Source organism: Marinobacter sp. G5_S1_61_S3 (assembly GCF_054968585.1).
Window position 1 is genome coordinate 88361 of sequence record NZ_JBQKUK010000018.1, and the last position, 17544, is coordinate 105904.

15 protein-coding genes and 5 tRNA genes are annotated in these 17544 nt (G+C 55.3%); all 20 read right to left on the bottom strand.

Annotation, left to right across the window (positions count from 1 at the left end; all coding sequences use genetic code 11):
- Nucleotides 1–36: 36 nt before the first annotated feature.
- A complete protein-coding gene (gene rpoB, locus ACTRWH_RS17335; protein WP_036205627.1) occupies nt 37–4113 on the bottom strand; it encodes a DNA-directed RNA polymerase subunit beta in 4077 nt (1358 codons plus the stop codon).
- 242 nt (nt 4114–4355) lie between these two features.
- Nucleotides 4356–4733 (bottom strand): 50S ribosomal protein L7/L12, encoded by a 378-nt coding sequence (gene rplL / locus ACTRWH_RS17340; protein WP_007154024.1) that lies wholly within the window; start codon nt 4731–4733, stop codon nt 4356–4358.
- A gap of 39 nt (nt 4734–4772) precedes the next feature.
- Nucleotides 4773–5303: a 50S ribosomal protein L10 gene (gene rplJ, locus ACTRWH_RS17345; RefSeq protein WP_007154025.1), complete on the bottom strand. Its 531-nt coding sequence runs from the start codon at nt 5301–5303 to the stop codon at nt 4773–4775.
- A 227-nt stretch (nt 5304–5530) separates the two neighbouring features.
- Entirely contained in the window at nt 5531–6229 is a 699-nt protein-coding gene (gene rplA, locus ACTRWH_RS17350; RefSeq protein WP_036203334.1) for a 50S ribosomal protein L1, read from the bottom strand.
- 1 nt (nt 6230) lies between these two features.
- The gene (gene rplK / locus ACTRWH_RS17355) at nt 6231–6662 is read right to left on the bottom strand and encodes a 50S ribosomal protein L11 (protein ID WP_136633898.1); all 432 of its coding nucleotides are present in this window, start codon (nt 6660–6662) and stop codon (nt 6231–6233) included.
- 119 nt (nt 6663–6781) lie between these two features.
- On the bottom strand, nt 6782–7315 hold the full coding sequence (gene nusG, locus ACTRWH_RS17360) for a transcription termination/antitermination protein NusG (protein ID WP_036203331.1): 534 nt from the start codon (nt 7313–7315) through the stop codon (nt 6782–6784).
- Nucleotides 7316–7327: 12 nt separating this feature from the next.
- Nucleotides 7328–7696, bottom strand: coding sequence for a preprotein translocase subunit SecE (gene secE, locus ACTRWH_RS17365; RefSeq protein ID WP_007154029.1), 369 nt, complete (start codon nt 7694–7696; stop codon nt 7328–7330).
- 33 nt (nt 7697–7729) lie between these two features.
- Nucleotides 7730–7805, bottom strand: a tRNA-Trp gene (locus ACTRWH_RS17370).
- A gap of 52 nt (nt 7806–7857) precedes the next feature.
- A complete protein-coding gene (tuf, locus tag ACTRWH_RS17375) occupies nt 7858–9054 on the bottom strand; it encodes an elongation factor Tu (protein WP_462826680.1) in 1197 nt (398 codons plus the stop codon).
- A 50-nt stretch (nt 9055–9104) separates the two neighbouring features.
- Nucleotides 9105–9180, bottom strand: a tRNA-Thr gene (locus ACTRWH_RS17380).
- Nucleotides 9181–9198: 18 nt separating this feature from the next.
- A tRNA-Gly gene (locus ACTRWH_RS17385) sits at nt 9199–9273 on the bottom strand.
- A gap of 10 nt (nt 9274–9283) precedes the next feature.
- Nucleotides 9284–9367 (bottom strand) — tRNA-Tyr (locus tag ACTRWH_RS17390).
- A 40-nt stretch (nt 9368–9407) separates the two neighbouring features.
- A tRNA-Thr gene (locus ACTRWH_RS17395) sits at nt 9408–9483 on the bottom strand.
- Between the two features lie 31 nt (nt 9484–9514).
- Entirely contained in the window at nt 9515–10249 is a 735-nt protein-coding gene (locus ACTRWH_RS17400; protein WP_227517803.1) for a hypothetical protein, read from the bottom strand.
- On the bottom strand, nt 10246–10980 hold the full coding sequence (locus ACTRWH_RS17405; protein ID WP_041336247.1) for a type III pantothenate kinase: 735 nt from the start codon (nt 10978–10980) through the stop codon (nt 10246–10248). Before ACTRWH_RS17405 ends, ACTRWH_RS17400 begins: the two co-directional genes overlap by 4 nt.
- On the bottom strand, nt 10977–11945 hold the full coding sequence (locus ACTRWH_RS17410) for a biotin--[acetyl-CoA-carboxylase] ligase (protein WP_036203322.1): 969 nt from the start codon (nt 11943–11945) through the stop codon (nt 10977–10979). The genes ACTRWH_RS17405 and ACTRWH_RS17410 overlap by 4 nt, the downstream gene beginning before the upstream one ends.
- Before the next feature lie 109 nt (nt 11946–12054).
- Nucleotides 12055–14454 carry a DUF6160 family protein gene (locus ACTRWH_RS17415; protein WP_462826681.1) on the bottom strand — a complete coding sequence of 800 codons (2400 nt, stop codon included), beginning with the start codon at nt 14452–14454 and terminating at the stop codon, nt 12055–12057.
- Nucleotides 14455–14463: 9 nt separating this feature from the next.
- Complete coding sequence (locus ACTRWH_RS17420) at nt 14464–15012, bottom strand: hypothetical protein (RefSeq protein WP_462826682.1); 549 nt, start codon at nt 15010–15012, stop codon at nt 14464–14466.
- Nucleotides 15009–15935, bottom strand: a complete 927-nt coding sequence (locus ACTRWH_RS17425; protein ID WP_462826683.1) for a hypothetical protein — start codon at nt 15933–15935, stop codon at nt 15009–15011. Before ACTRWH_RS17425 ends, ACTRWH_RS17420 begins: the two co-directional genes overlap by 4 nt.
- Nucleotides 15936–16099: 164 nt before the next feature.
- Nucleotides 16100–17299: a hypothetical protein gene (locus ACTRWH_RS17430; protein ID WP_007154036.1), complete on the bottom strand. Its 1200-nt coding sequence runs from the start codon at nt 17297–17299 to the stop codon at nt 16100–16102.
- Nucleotides 17300–17544: the final 245 nt, after the last annotated feature.

Here is a 17544-nt window from a genome sequence, read left to right on the forward strand (position 1 = left end):
ACCGGTACCCGCTCACGCTGCCAAAAACAATTCGGCTCAGTCGGATTCCAGCTCGATGTCGATACCCAGCGAGCGGATTTCCTTGACCAGAACATTGAAGGACTCGGGCATGCCCGGCTCCATACGATGATCGCCATCGACAATGTTCTTGTACATCTTGGTCCGACCATTCACATCATCAGACTTCACGGTAAGCATTTCCTGCAGCGTATACGCCGCACCGTAGGCCTCGAGTGCCCACACTTCCATCTCACCGAAGCGCTGACCACCGAACTGCGCCTTACCACCCAGCGGCTGCTGGGTAACCAGGCTGTACGAACCGGTGGAACGAGCGTGCATCTTGTCGTCGATCAAGTGGTTCAGCTTGAGGATGTACATGTAGCCAACCGTTACCGGGCGGTCAAATTCATCACCCGTACGGCCGTCATACAACACAGTCTGGCCAGTCGTACTCAGACCTGCCAGCTCAAGCATACGCTTGACCTCTGCTTCCTTGGCACCGTCGAAGACCGGCGTTGCCATGGGGACACCTGCGCGCAGATTGTTAGCCAGGGCCAGGATCTCTTTGTCACTCAGCGAATCCAGGTCCACCTTGGTGACCTCGTCCGAGTGGTTATAGATCTCGTCCAGCAAATTGCGGAGCTCAGCGATCTTACGCTGCTCATCCAGCATCTGGCTGATGCGCTCACCCAGCCCTTTGGCTGCTGCACCCAGGTGCGTTTCAAGAACCTGACCGACGTTCATCCGCGACGGAACACCCAAGGGGTTGAGAACCACGTCAACTGTGTTGCCATGTTCATCATAAGGCATGTCCTCAATCGGCATGACCGATGAAATAACACCCTTGTTACCATGACGTCCGGCCATCTTGTCGCCCGGCTGAATCCGACGCTTGATCGCGAGGTACACCTTGACGATCTTGAGAACACCCGGGGCAAGGTCATCACCCTGCTGAAGCTTGCCTTTCTTATCGTCAAAGCGCGCTTCGTGCTCTTTTTTGCGATCTTCAAGACCCTGCTCGGATTTTTCAAGCAGCTCATTCAGCGCCTCATCTTTCATCCGTAGCTTGAACCAGTCGTCGCGCGGCAACTCTGCCAGGTACGATTCGTCCAACTTGGCGCCTTTCTTGAGACCAGGACCACTGATGACTTCCTGCCCCTTGAGGGCATTGGTCAAACGCTCGAAGGTGGCACCTTCTACAATGCGATACTCGTCCTTCAGGTCCTTGCGATACTCGTCCAACTGCTCTTTTTCGATGGACTGGGCACGCGTGTCCTTTTCGATGCCGTCACGGGTAAAGACCTGAACGTCGATAACCGTGCCACGGGTGCCAGTAGGCACACGTGAGGACGTGTCCTTCACGTCCGAAGCCTTCTCGCCGAAGATGGCCCTCAGCAGCTTCTCCTCCGGGGTCAACTGGGTTTCACCTTTCGGTGTTACCTTGCCAACCAGGATATCGCCAGGACCTACTTCCGCACCGATATACACGATGCCGGACTCATCCAGCTTGGACAGCGCACTTTCACCAACGTTCGGAATATCCGCGGTGATTTCCTCGCTACCCAGCTTGGTATCCCGAGCCACACAGGTCAGTTCCTGAATGTGGATGGTAGTCAGGCGGTCTTCCTGAACCACTTTCTCGGAAATGAGGATCGAGTCCTCAAAGTTGTAACCGTTCCAGGGCATGAACGCGATACGCATGTTCTGCCCCAGAGCCAGCTCACCCAGATCCACGGACGGGCCGTCAGCCAGCACGTCACCACGGGCAATTTCATCGCCCTGGTTAACAATGGAGCGCTGGTTGATACAGGTGTTCTGGTTCGAACGGGTGTACTTGGTGAGGTTGTAGATATCCACACCAGCATCACCGGCTTCAGTCTCATCGTCGTTGACACGTACCACGATACGGGCCGCATCGACGCTCTCGATCACACCACCGCGACGAGCGGTTACGCAAACGCCAGAGTCCTGGGCCACGGTACGCTCAACACCAGTACCTACCAAGGGCACCTGCGAACGCAACGTCGGAACCGCCTGGCGCTGCATGTTGGAGCCCATCAGTGCACGGTTGGCGTCGTCGTGTTCCAGGAACGGAATCAGCGAGGCTGCTACCGACACTACCTGGCGCGGTGAAACGTCCATGAAGTTGACGTTTTCCGGCGGCGTTACCGTGAACTCGTTCTGATGACGAACCGTTACCAGCTCATCAGACAGACGCTTGTTCTCGTCCATTGCCGCACTGGCCTGGGCGATGATGTAGTTGCTCTCTTCAATGGCCGACAGATAAACCACTTCATCGGTCACCTCGCCGTCAACCACCTTCCGGTACGGACTCTCAAGGAAACCGTAAGAGTTGGAGCGGGCGTAGGTTGCCAGCGAGTTGATCAGACCGATGTTCGGGCCTTCCGGCGTCTCGATCGGACACACACGACCATAGTGAGTCGGATGTACGTCACGAACCTCAAAGCCGGCACGCTCACGGGTCAGACCACCTGGACCGAGAGCGGAGATACGACGCTTGTGAGTCACTTCCGACAGCGGGTTGTTCTGGTCCATGAACTGGGACAGCTGGCTGGAGCCAAAGAATTCCTTCACCGCAGCCGCTACCGGCTTGGCGTTGATCAGATCCTGAGGCATCAGGCCTTCGCTTTCCGCCAGACTCAAACGCTCGCGCACAGCACGCTCAACACGCACCAGGCCAACGCGGAACTGGTTCTCCGCCATCTCACCGACACAACGAACTCGACGGTTGCCCAGGTTATCAATGTCGTCGACATTGCCCTGACCGTTACGAATATCGATCAGCGTCTTGAGGACGTCGATGATGTCGTCATGGGTCAACGTGCCTTCGCCGGTGCTTTCTTCGCGACGCAGGCGACGGTTCAGCTTCATGCGGCCAACGGAGGACAGGTCATACCGCTCTTCAGAGAAGAACAGGTTGTTGAACAGGTTCTCGGCCGACTCTTTGGTGGGCGGCTCACCCGGGCGCATCATGCGATAGATCTCAACCAGCGCCTCGAGGGGCGTGCGGGTTGGGTCGATGCGCAGCGTATCCGACATGAACGGACCACAATCCAAGTCGTTGGTGTACAGAGTTTCAATTTCTGTAACGCCAGCGTCGAGAATCTTGGTGACAACTTCTTCGGTCAGCTCGGTATTACACTCAACCAGAACCTCTCCGGACTTGGTGTCCACCATGTCTTTCGAGAGTACACGGCCGTAAAGGTATTCCGTCGGCACTTCCAGCTCGGTCAAGCCCGCTTTTTCAAGCTGCTTGATATGACGAGCGGTGATCCGGCGACCCTCTTCAACGATGACGGAGCCCTTCTTGTCCTTGATGTCGAACGTCGCAATGTCACCGCGCAGGCGACTTGGAACCAGCTCGAGCTTGCACACCTCAGGACCGATACTGAACTTACTGGTATCAAAGAACATCTCCAGCATCTGCTCTGAGTTATAACCCAGGGCACGCAGGAGAATAGACGCGGGCAGCTTGCGGCGACGGTCGATACGGACAAAGACCGAGTCCTTGGCGTCGAACTCGAAGTCCAGCCAGGAACCACGGTAAGGAATCACCCGTGCCGAATACAACAGCTTACCTGACGAGTGGGTCTTACCCTTGTCATGATCGAAGAACACACCGGGTGAACGGTGGAGCTGGGAAACGATAACACGCTCGGTACCGTTGATAACGAAGGTACCGTTCTCGGTCATCAGGGGCATTTCGCCCATGTAGACTTCCTGCTCTTTAATATCCTTGATCGCCTTGTTGGACGATTCCTTATCATAAATGATAAGTCTTACTTTCACCCGCAGCGGTGCTGCGTAGGTGACGCCCCTAAGCTGGCATTCCTTGACGTCAAATACCGGCTCGCCGATGCGGTAACTCACGTATTCGAGTGCGGCGTTGCCAGAATAACTGACAATCGGGAATACGGATTTGAATGCTGCGTGGAGACCGGTTTCCCGACGATTTTCGGGCGCGGCTTCACTTTGGAGGAAGTCCCGGAACGAATCCAGCTGTATAGACAGCAAATAGGGAACATCCATCACGGACGGCAATTTACTAAAATCTTTGCGAATCCGCTTTTTCTCAGTATAGGAGTAAGTCATCTGCATTCCCCAGCTTTAGACCTGATACCTGGTATCAAGAAGCAACCATTTTCATGCTTCGGGGCCGAATTGCTCGGCTTACTGCGCCGTCTTGAACAAGACTCTCGCTGTAGGTTATAGATTCTGACAGCACCACTGAATCGGCGTTCAGAGTCTATAGCATATACAACAGAAAAAGGCCGGTGGCACATGGCCACCAGCCTGTCCATGCTTAACGCACGGTTTCGATCAAAAGCCAACTCTTACTTGAGCTCAACAGAAGCGCCTGCTTCCTCAAGCTTCTTCTTGGCTTCTTCAGCGTCGTCTTTGCTCGCTGCTTCCTTGATAACGGAAGGAGCGCTGTCGACCATTTCTTTCGCTTCTTTCAGACCCAGGCCAGTCAGTTCACGAACGGCCTTGATGACGTTAACTTTCTTCTCACCAGGACCGGTAAGAACAACGTCAAATTCAGTCTGCTCTTCAGCAGCAGCGGCTTCGCCACCGGCGGCAGCCGGAGCAGCAGCTACAGCAGCAGCGGCGGATACGCCGAATTTTTCTTCCATTGCTTCAACCAGCGCAACAACGTCCATTACGCTCATTTCGGCAATTGCGTTCAAAATGTCTTCGTTAGACAGAGCCATGACTTTCTCCCAAAAATATAAAAATGGTGTTCAACAGAATCAAGCAGCTTCTTGCTTCTGGTCTCGAACTGCCGCAACAGCACGGGTCACTTTCGTTGGAACTTCGTTCAGTGTCCGCGCAAGCTTGGTGATCGGTGCCTGTGTTACAGCGGCCAGCATCGTCAACGCCTCGTGGCGTGTCGGTAGCTTGGCAAGGCGATCAATCTGGTCTGCGCCCATCAGCTCACCGCCGACAGCCAGGCCCTTGATCTCGAATGCCTCTTTCTCTTTGGCAAAATCCTTCAGCAGGCGCGCAGCCGCACCCGGATCTTCCATAGAGAACGCCAGAATTGTCGGGCCGACCAGCGCCGCATCAATACACTCGAACTCAGTACCGCGGATTGCGATCTTCGCCAGGTTGTTACGAACAACCTTTAGATGAACGCTTTCAGCGCGGGCCTTCGCTCGCAGCGCCGTCATATCACCTGAGGTGATACCACGGTAGTCAGCCAGAACAACAGACAGAGCACCACCGGCAGTCTCGTTGACTTCAGCGACGATCGCTTTCTTGTCTTCGAGTCTAATTGCCACTGGATTTCTCCTCGATTTCGCCGGGCATATTCCCGGCAAACCCACATATACCCCTCGCGGGGCTCCCAACGGTGTTTGGGTTCAGAGAGAACGTCTTCACACCGTCTGCGCAGGCGTTGCTTTAACCCTTCCAGCATCTCTTCTATAAAAAAGAGTGCCTCAGGGGCCTGCGGTCTTTGACAGCCTTGGCTTCCGCCCAGACTACAAAGTAACTACCGAACAAAGCCTCAGATGCTCAGAGCGCTCTGATCGATAGTCAGACCAGGACCCATCGTCGACGACAGGGTTACCTTCTTGAGGTAAACACCTTTCGAAGAAGACGGCTTGGCCTTTTTCAGGTCCGCGATCAGAGCTTCAAGGTTTTCCTTGATGTTCTGCGCAGAGAATTCCACATTACCCATCGGCGCATGGATGATACCGTTCTTATCAGTACGGTAACGCACCTGACCTGCCTTGGCGTTCTTTACAGCAGTCTCAACATCCGGGGTAACAGTGCCGACTTTCGGGTTCGGCATCAGGCCGCGGGGACCAAGGATCTGGCCCAGCTGACCAACAACACGCATGGCGTCCGGAGTGGCGATAACCACATCGAAATCCATGTTGCCTTTTTTGACTTCTTCCGCCAGGTCATCCATACCAACAATATCAGCACCGGCAGCGGTGGCTTTCTCGGCGTTGGCGCCCTGGGTGAATACCGCCACACGAACGGTCTTGCCAGTACCGTGAGGCAGAACAGTGCTGCTGCGCACAACCTGGTCTGATTTACGCGCATCGACGCCCAAATTGACGGCAACGTCCACGGACTCCTTGAACTTGACGTTACCGCCCAGCTCAACCAGCAACGCTACCGCTTCGTCAACGGAATATGCGCGGGTGGAATCGACTTTTTCACGAATCAGCTTCTGACGCTTGCTAAGCTTTGCCATGTTACAGGCCCTCCACGTTCAGGCCCATGCTACGGGCAGTTCCGGCAATGGTACGAACCGCAGCATCCATGTCGGCTGCAGTCAGGTCCGGCTCTTTGGTCTTGGCAATTTCTTCCAACTGGGCACGAGTTACCGTGCCAACTTTGTCGGTATTGGGACGACCAGAGCCGCTCTTGATGCCGGCTGCCTTCTTCAGCAGCACCGGTGCGGGCGGAGTCTTGGTGATAAAGGTAAAGCTGCGATCACTGTAAACGGTGATAACAGTAGGAATCGGCAGGCCCGGTTCCATATCCTGGGTCTGTGCGTTGAACGCCTTACAGAACTCCATGATATTTACGCCACGCTGACCCAGCGCGGGACCAACGGGAGGACTCGGGTTGGCCTTGCCGGCAGCAACCTGAAGCTTGATGTACGCTTCAATCTTCTTAGCCATGATATTTCTCCTGTGGGTTCGAACGCCTCTCGGCTCCCCTGTATTTACAACTGCCAGTAGCAGACACAAAAAGCCCGCGTCGCCATAGCGCGCGAGCTCTCAGCATGTAAGGCTGCCGCTCAGTCTTTTTCGACTTGCCCAAACTCCAGCTCTACTGGAGTTGAACGACCGAAAATCAACACAGCAACCTTGACCCGACTCTTGTCGTAGTCAACTTCTTCAACCACGCCATTGAAGTCCGCAAACGGCCCTTCAGTGACGCGAACAATTTCGCCTGGCTCGAACAGAGTCTTCGGCTTGGGCTTGTCAGCACCGCTCTCAACACGGCGAAGAATGGCCTCTGCCTCACGCTCTGTAATTGGGGCCGGCTTATCCTTGGTACCACCAATGAAACCAAGAACCCTGGGCGTATTCTTGACCAGATGCCAGGTGCCGTCATCCATTTCCATCTGCACCAGAACGTAGCCGGGATAGAACTTGCGCTCACTCTTGCGCTTCTTCCCGTCACGCATCTCAACGACTTCTTCAGTCGGCACAAGGATTTCGCCGAACTTCTCTTCCAAGTCATTGAGAGCAACACGCTCCCTGAGAGTGCGCATTACGTGCTTTTCAAAGCCAGAATACGCATGAACGACGTACCAGCGCTTAGCCATTGCCCACTCCTGTTACCCGATAACTCCGGAGACCAGCCAACTGATCAACGAATCCATACCCCACAGCATCAACGCCACAACCAATACAAACACAACGACGATGGCTGTGGTCTGGATCAGCTCCGGCCTGGTGGGCCATACGACCTTCCGGATTTCAACCCTGGCTTCCTTGAGCAGAGTCGCAAAACGCCGACCACGCTCGGTTTGGAGCGCCACAAAAGCAGCGACCAGAGCAAGAGCTACGAGAGCCAGCACCCGATACAGCAGTGACTCGGCATTAAAATACTGATTGCCAACGACGCCCGCTGCAATCAGAACAAATACGACCAGCCACTTTACTGCATCGAAGCTACTGGTCGAACGATCGGCTTTTGACTCCATAGGAATCAGCTTATGTATCCGGATGTTAAAAAATGGCAGGCCAGGAGGGAATCGAACCCCCAACCTGCGGTTTTGGAGACCGCTGCTCTGCCAATTGAGCTACTGGCCTGCACCGAAACAACTCAGCGCACTTACTTCAAGTTCTTACTCAAAAAGAGCAATTACTCGATGATCTTTGAGACTACGCCGGCACCAACGGTACGGCCACCTTCACGAATCGCGAAGCGCAGACCATCTTCCATGGCGATCGGAGCAATCAGGGTAACACTCATCTTCACGTTGTCACCCGGCATAACCATTTCCACACCTTCCGGCAGCTCACAGGAACCTGTGACGTCGGTGGTACGGAAGTAAAACTGCGGACGGTAACCCTTAAAGAACGGGGTATGACGACCACCTTCTTCTTTGCTCAGCACGTACACTTCGCACTCGAACTTGGTGTGCGGAGTGATCGAGCCCGGAACCGCCAGTACCTGACCACGCTCAACGTCGTCACGCTTGGTACCACGCAGCAGAACACCAACGTTCTCACCAGCACGACCTTCGTCCAGCAGCTTGCGGAACATCTCAACACCGGTACAAACGGTCTTCACGGTATCTTTGATACCGACAATTTCCACTTCGTCACCAACCTTGATGATGCCGCGCTCAACACGACCGGTTACAACCGTACCGCGACCAGAGATGGAGAACACGTCTTCAATCGGCATCAGGAACGGCTGATCAATCGCACGCTCCGGATCCGGGATGTACTCGTCCAGGGCTTCTACCAGCTTCTTAACAGCGGTAGTACCCATTTCGTTATCATCCTTACCTTCCAGCGCCATCAGCGCGGAACCGGTAACGATCGGCGTGTCGTCGCCCGGAAAGTCGTACTGGCTCAGCAGTTCGCGAACTTCCATCTCGACCAGCTCCAGCAGCTCCTCGTCATCAACCATGTCCGCCTTGTTCAGGAACACAACGATGAAAGGAACGCCAACCTGGCGGGACAGCAGGATGTGCTCGCGAGTCTGCGGCATGGGGCCGTCAGCTGCGGAACAAACCAGGATCGCGCCGTCCATCTGCGCCGCACCCGTGATCATGTTCTTCACGTAGTCAGCGTGGCCCGGGCAGTCAACGTGCGCATAGTGACGCGCCGGCGAATCGTACTCAACGTGAGAGGTCGCGATGGTGATACCACGCGCCTTCTCTTCCGGTGCGTTATCGATCTGGTCGAATGCGCTTGCACTACCAGTACCCCACACTTCGTGACACACACGAGTCAGCGCGGCTGTCAGCGTGGTCTTGCCATGGTCTACGTGACCAATGGTGCCCACGTTTACGTGCGGCTTATTACGCTCAAATTTTGCTTTAGACATTCGACCTATCTCCCTAATCAACTGGACCGTAACGTTGACCGGACAAATAATGGAGCTCATGACCGGAATTGAACCGGTGACCTCATCCTTACCAAGGATGTGCTCTACCGACTGAGCTACATGAGCGCTTTCAACACTACAAATTGGAGCGGGCAGCGGGAATCGAACCCGCGTCATCAGCTTGGAAGGCTGAGGTAATAGCCACTATACGATGCCCGCGAGCAATAAGTGGTGGAGGGGGCAGGATTCGAACCTGCGAAGCTTTCGCGTCAGATTTACAGTCTGATCCCTTTGGCCACTCGGGAACCCCTCCGAGTCAGGCATGCCAACGGCAAACCTGCCTAAACTTAAAGTGGAGCTGGCGGACGGAATCGAACCCCCGACCTGCTGATTACAAGTCAGCTGCTCTACCAACTGAGCTACGCCAGCTCACATTCGCCTCTTCAGCGAGGGCGGTATACTACGGATTTTCAGAACGCGTTGCAACACCTTCACAACGCCTGATTTCGACCATGTCGAAATTCTCACTGTAATCCGTTTCCGCCGCCCCAACCGCACCGGAATCCGGTACCAGTTGGTCTTCAAAAACGAGCGCGTAGCTTAGCTGATTTCGGGGGAAGTTGGCCAGTATTGCATTGAGATTCTGGCGTTTTTTTTCAGCCAGGACATTTTCGGCGGCCTGTCGGGACTCGAACAGCCCAAGAGAAATGGCATTTTTATTCTCGCCCCGGGTTACCAGGTAGGAGTCGATCCCCCTCTGCTGGAGATCGCGAAACAGATCCAGTGCCCGATCTTCCGGTTGAGGAGGTATGATCACCCAATGCAGTGGCGCCAGTTCCCGCTCTTCCTCAGCAACGTCATAGTCGGTTCCAGGCCGCCCCAGGGAACGATAAGCCTGCCGCGCACTCTGCTCCGAGTCGAACCACCCCAACCGAACGCAGAAACTCAGGGGAACCGCTTCCCTCTCTGGCGGAGCCTCAACATCAACGGCTGGCTGAGTGGCTTCGCCCTCGGCCAGCGTTACATCATCCCTGGCGGCTTCGGGTTCAACCTCTGGCGACAGCGGTTTCAGATCAGCCACCCGCGGCAATGCCTGGCGTTCAGTTACAACGGCAACGGGCTTTGGTCCGAGCTTGTCCCCGTATAACCAAAGCGCCCCATTGATCAGAATCAGGGCAACAGCAAACCACCTCATTCGCGTTCACTCTCCCCATCAACAGCCGCAAGCCCCTTGAGCACCAATGAAGGCTCGTGGTGGGCCGAAAGCCCGGCATCAAGCAGGCCTTCGGCGTCGCCTCCCGTCACCAGGACGCGACCAAGACCAAGACGACGGCAATCCGCCTCAATCCGTGCAGCCATTGATGCCCAGAGCCAGACCAGTCCATGCTGGACGCATTCGGTTGTCGACGCCCCAGGCTCCGCAGCCTGCACATCACTGGCATCAAAACCAATTCTCGCAGCGTCCTGTCTCAAGGACCTGAGCATCATCTGCTTACCCGGGAGAATATAGCCGCCCAGGTGCGCCCCCGTATCGGCAACATAATCAATCGTAATAGCACTGCCGGCATCAACAACGGCAAAACCACCCTCATCGGCCTGCCATGCAGCGTACATGGCGTGCCAGCGATCGGCCCCCATCCTGTCGGTTTCGGTGTAGGCATTCACCAAACCACCTCGACGGGGCTCAGCCCAATGAAACACAATCGGAGCACGACAGAACGCTTCCAACTGCACCTGCAAATGTTGGCGCCTTTCTTCCGAGATCACAGTGGATACTGCAACTCGCCTGATATGGGCGGACTGACAACGGATGTCGCAGAATGGGTCGTCGGCGTCCAGAATGGCGGAACCGGTGCCAACCAAATGACCATCGCCGACCAGCAGCCACTTCAGCCGGGTATTCCCGGCATCCACCAATAGCTTCATGGGCGGACCCGCAGGCTTATCTCGCCGGCACGAACCCTGACCAACTCTTTGCCGTCGTCGATCAGGTAATTACCGGTATCATCGATTCCACGCCCGTTCCCGGCGAGTCCACCCTGGCTGGCAACCAGGGACTTACCGGAAAATATATCTCGACCCTGCCAACGTGAACGGAACCCGGTAAACCCCTGACTGGCGAACTCGTCCACGGAGTCAAGGACGGAATTAACGAGTGACGCAGCAAGCTCGCTACGATTCCAGCGACGTTCAGGCACGGCTATGTCAAGACTGCTCCAGGATTGATCCACCTCCGCAGACTCTTTCATATGCACGTTCAGACCAATACCTGCAACAACCTGAACCACCCCCTCTTCAAGTTCGCCCTGAAGCTCAACCAGAATACCAGCCAGCTTGCTACCGCCGAGAAAAATATCGTTGGGCCACTTCAGCCCCACATCTGCAACACCATGCTGCTCCAGGGCTTCGGCGACCGCCACACCCAGAACCAGGCTTAAACCATCCAGCATGGCGAAGCTGCCTCGAAACGTCAGCCCCAGGCTCAGGTACAGGTTCTGTCCCCGCGGGCTTTGCCAGGGCCGGCCGCGCCTGCCACGGCCAGCGGTCTGACAGTCAGAGATGCACACGGGAATGCGACCGGAATCGGATCCCGCACGGCGTCGTACAATTTCAGCATTGGTCGAATCTACCTCATCCATTACGATCAGTTCGACCCTGGTGCGACAATCCGGCGCCAGACTCTGCGTTATCCGTTCCGCATCAAGCAAGTCCATGTCGCTCAACAGACGATAGCCCTTGCCACGAATGGTTTCTATGCGGACACCCTCCTCCGCTGCACGACGAACCTGCTTCCAAATTGCCGTGCGACTGATGCCAAGACTGCTGGCAAGGGACTCACCGGAATGAAACTGGCCGTCTGCCAGGAGGCCAAGAAGTGCTTTGGATTTCATCAAGGAACGCCCGCGTATTTGAATGGGATCAGGGCGGGATTAAACAACACGTCGAACCAAAAGACAAAGGACGACGCCGCGGCACGTCCAAAATTTTCCGCCTGAGACCTCAGGGTATGGGCGTTGCAGTCAGATTGGCCTCAATATTGAAGTTCTGCATTTTCACGCCATAGACTGCTGTTTGTGGACCACCGGTGGGATGGACCAGATCAATGTTGTTGATGGAGAGTTCCTTGAACTGGCTCCTCGCCCGAACGGCGAACCCCAGCGGGCGATTATCCAGGTCAGCCGCAGTGGGCGATGAGACATAGCGGTACCCCGCCCCTGCGGCCGGGTCCATTATTTTTTCGTCGCCCCTTGCGCCGACCACTCCCAAAGCATCTGCGCCATCTGTCTTCTTGACCACCTTGGTCTGGTAGACATCGACAGAAAGGTCCGTGCGTATTCCGAAGGTATTATCGTCTACACCGTCACCGTCGAAGTCACCGCCATCGCTGGTATGAATATCGTCAAGTACGAGCCTGGAGCCTGTGTTGTTGATCGGCTTGCCACTGGAATCCACCTGACGATTGGTTTCCCAGGTAAATGCATTCTTGCGCGCCTCACTGACTTCCCTTGCGAGTATCTGTTTGAGCTGGATCGTGATTCCTTCTTCACCACGAGCCTCCCAGATTCCGCCCGATGCAGCACAGGCCGACTCAGAGTCCCCCGAACCGCCGGCGCAGACATTGCCAGCCCCACCCGGGACAATGGTCATGCTACTTCCGGTTTCGTATTTCTGAACCACAAATCGGCCAAAGCTTGATCCCGCCGCCTTATCGCCAACCCGCAGGTTGCCAACATCCATAAGGCTCCAGGCCTCCCCCTTGATGAGGGCCAGCCCGTCTTCGGTCACATCCAGGGTCATATCCCGAACATGGGCATCGTAGCTGAGATCGCTGATCCACAAACCCTTTTGAGAAATCTCCCCCGAACCTTCATCGTAAGGCGCAGCGATGATAGCAGCCCGGCCATTCCGTATACGGATATCCGAGTCGATGGTTAGGCCCTCACCACTGGCACCGCCCGCTCCAAGCGTCACCTGGCCATCCATATCGAATTCGTAAGCCGGGTAGAAGCCAAGCGCCAGAAGCAGCTCCGTACCACCCTGAAGCGGGGCATCCTCGCTGCCTACTCGTAAGCCATTAATCCTGTAGCCGGCCGACACATCCTCAAAGCCAATCCGGAGCCCGTCATAAAAACGCGTTCCATTAAGCTCACCATCCCGCGTAACGTTAACTGTGACATCCCCCTGCCCCCAGGACTGCAGTCCGCTGAAGATAACGCGGTTGCCATCCTCGGTATAACTCAGGTCGGCCAACTGCAAACTCCACTCAGTGGACAACCTGAGCCCTTGAGAGCCGGCATCTGGGTGTCCCCCACCTTGCAGGTAAACCGCGTTGGTGTAGCTGCGCCCGTTGTAGACGTGGTCCTGCAGCATGAAGCTGACATTCACTTCGCCAATACTTTGCCCGCTGGCGCCCATTTCAATGCGGCCAATGTTAAATTCCCCGTTCAGCGACCCCAGCGTGAACCCCAGGGCGTCGCGTCCGTATCGGTCCGCTGTCACGTCCACCCGGAGATCATTCAGCCGGTATTGGCCTGTAATCTCGCGGAACGCAAGCGCGTGGTCGTCGTCATGATAGATAAAGGATGCACTGTTAATCGTGGTTTCGTTATCCAACCGAAAACCCTCCCCTTCGCGCCCACCGGCTGTAATGCCGGTTTTCGACGAGAGGTCGAAGGAACCGCTGAGCCCGCCGTAACTGGGCAGGGCCTGGCCAGTTGCGACGTCGTAGGTGTTGCCATGATTGGCAGGGTTATTACTGTATCGGATTGCCCCCACATCGTAGGAACCGGATACGCGGGGGGCGTTCAGCTCCAGAGTACTGCCAACTACATCCAGGGTGACACCCAGGGCCTCTACACTGAGGGTGATATCATCCAGGAAGACTTCATTACCGTTGGTTCGATAGCCCAGGCGGCCGCCGGTCATGGTGTAGGCGGTGTCGAATGTGTAACCCGATGAGCCAAACGCACCTCCCGGGCTGATGCGCAGGTTTCCCTGCAGGCTGTGATCAAAGAAAATGCCACCCATGCCAATCCCCGGGGCGCCAGCCAACCGTATATCGCCGAACTCAATCCGCCGATCCTCAACCAGGTAGTCCAGATTCAACGACGCCTCATCGGTGATATCGACCCTTATGACATGAGCAGCCGACTTACCTGGCTGGCTTGCTGAACCAACCCGGAAATCCTCAAGGTAGATACCGCGATCACCATCGAAATACGTTAAACGGTCCGCGGTCATACCCAGCTCCATTTCCAGGGTAATACCGCTTTGGCCACTGATATCCGCCATATCTTCGTCGTCCAGGAGCTGCATATCCGCCATCGCGGGTGCCGACAACGCCAACACTACCCCCCTCACAGACTGCGTGACCACGATGTGCTTTCTGATCCCGGCCATACCCACTCCCTATGGATTTCCCGTAGGGAAAACCAATAGGTTTCCCTCCATGATGACGTCACCCTGCATTTCCACCGCAAAGATGTCTGTTTGCTGGAATCCCGGGTCTGTTGGTCTGGGTGTGTTGCTCCCGGCGATTTTGAACCGCACATCGTTGTAGCGAACGGTATCCGGCAGACCAATCTCTACAACGTCACCGTTGAACGCCTCGCCGTCACCGGCAAATCCGGAATCAATCGAACGAACACGGAGGGTCAGTCCTTCGAAGGCAAAGTTCCCCCTGATCTCATCCAGCACCATCCAGCCGCCATCCTCTTTCAATCGGTAGGCCAGCCTGGCACCGCACTTCTTACCGGCATCATCACAACGGCCGAAATAGCCGTTCTCAATAGGCCCGCCCATTTCATTAATGCTGATATCCCCTGATAGATATATGCCGCCCTGACCGGATACATCAGAGAGTGCCTCATCGTTCAGACGATCGAGTTCACCCACCGCATGTTTTGAGCTGGACAATGCGAGGGCCAATAACAGGGCATGCGCGTACCGTCTATTCATGGCGCCAGATCCTTGGTTCGGATATCAAGGTGCTGAATCAGCATGCCCTCGACCCGTGCCGACCCGAAATCCCGGTCACCCACGGAAAAATTTCCGATGTGCAGGTTACTGCGATAATCGGGATTGGTGTAATAGTCCTCATAGAAATCCCAGGTTTGCGCGTCACTGCTACCTCGCAGCCCATCAGCGCCAATCGATCCCGGAGCTGGCGGCTCGATGGCCGCGACTTCCACCACAAAATTGCCAGTGCCATCAACGTCGAAAAATACCGGCTGCAACTGGTTGCCAATCGCCAGCTCCAGCGCAAAGTTGGTCATGGTGATTCTTGAACCGCAGGATTGGCCATCCTGAGAACAGGCATTGATCGACAATTCCGGTGTTTGGAAATTGAGCTTGAACTGCCCCACCATCTGTCGACGATCGTCATCGCCCCAAAGGCGAAGATAGCTACCATCAATAACTGCGCTTTTCGCATGAATGTTGATATTGGCCGAACGGTCTTCTCCCACAGCCACATTCATCTGCAGCCCGATATCAGGGCGCTCACCTACAAAATCCGCCGTCGCCGGCCGACTGGAGCAAACGCCACTACCCGCAATAGCACCCGAGCTCATACAGTCGTACCCTTGGGCAGCGTCCACCAAAGCTGGCGCCGCGAACTCGAGAACGGCCTTGTCCCGGATGCCGATATTATTGCCGTCGACCACGTCAATCCGATAGGGGTTCACCAGCCGACCAATATTTACCGGGCTTAGGTTCTGCCCGTAGTTGCTGCCGGTTCCTGAGATGTACAAGTGATTCACCACGATTTCGACATCGCGGCCGTCCGTGCTCTTAAGGCCGCCAATTTTGAAAATCCGGGCCTGGTTACCATTGGCATCGGGCGTGTCCGTGCCATGGGAAAACGTGAAGTCTTCCAACACGACTCCAATGCCGGCGCCATCGATCTCCGACAGTTCCCGCTCTGACAGGCCCTGAAGTTCCGCGTTTGCTGTGCACGTTCCGAGTAACAGTCCCAGGACAGCGCAAGCTCGCGGGGGGCAGAACGACCAGACATTGGGGGTTAGAAGGCGCCTTCTGGATAGGATCAAAACAACCCCCTGCCCCGATCGATGTATTCCGTTCGGTAACGGTCGGTGCCGTAAAGGGCCTCGTTAAGATTGACCTCGGTTGCACCGTTCGGAATATTGAAGAAGGCCCCGGAAGTCGCCCGAATGAAATCCTCCGGCGTCGGGTTGGTGTTCTTGACGTCTTCCAGCCAGTCAAGGTCTTTGGTCTGGAATGAAATAAACGCTCCGTCGGCCGGTCCTGTAATCCTCCGCTGATTACCAACTTCTTCCACCGTGCCGATTGGAAAGCTGTTGTAAATATCAAGATCAAAGCAGGAATCGATACCCAGGACCAGGCAGTCCTGGGCGTAGACATAAATATCTCCGCTGCCACAACTGAAGAAAGAGCAATCAGGCACATCAATACGGGAACTGGAGCCCCAACCAATAAGGTTCTTTACTGACCAGCGAGTGAACCCGCCCGCATCCTCGAGCACAAAGCGTTCTCCATTGGGGATGCCAATATGTTCCGCCCGAATGGGATCAAGCTCACCGATATCAGGATGCCCTTCTTCGCCGTACACCAGTTGCGCCTTGGTCTGGAGCGGACTACCACCTTCAAGCAACGGGGTAAGCAGAACGATGACCTGATCGAAGAAGTTGCCGCTGGAACTGGCCTGACTCAAACCTTCACCGCGATCAATGATGTCTACATTGACGTTGCCGGTGAGAGTTTCAATCTTGCCAGAGAGGATGCCCATGGACTCTCCGAAGCCCAGCCGAAAACCAACGATCTCCTGAGCGTCCTCGTCGAACGCAAATTCCAGATAGGGGTTCTCGATGTTAAACGGGACGATTTCGCCTTCTCCATAGGCCGAGCCATCCGGCTTGAGCTGGCGGGGCGCCTTGGAGTTGCGCTCGAAGTACGCTTGGTTATTGATATATCCGAGCGCAAAGTCCTCTATATAGACATCGGACGTTCCGGCTTTTTCACCATCCCGCTCGTAGCGCCCCAACTCGAGTACGTCAACATTGGTCTGGATATCAATGTCCATTCCCAGGTTAACGCGTGTATAAGAGGTATTGTCGGTCTCGTCGGGGTGATATTGGCGATCAACCGAAATGAATGCTTGACCAGTTACTTCCGACATATCGCTATCGGAGATTGGCTGCAGGTCCGCAAACGCAGGAGGGGTCACTGACAGCACCGCTAACAAATGCCAAACGACACGATTCATAGACAGATCTCACCATTAACCGCATTCTGAAAAGCGGTTTATTGTTATTTTCGATGAGTGTCTCTGAACACTAATGCTGCTTTCGCTGGCAATTTTTATTTTGGCCAGTTCTTGTACAGATCTTAACCTCGTTTACAGTTTGTCACTGTGAGCAAGGTCATAGATTTGAAAAATGAGTCGACGCTGAAGGTACTTTTTTACAGGCAATAAAAAACCCCCGTCGGCGAAGCCGCGGGGGTTTTTGG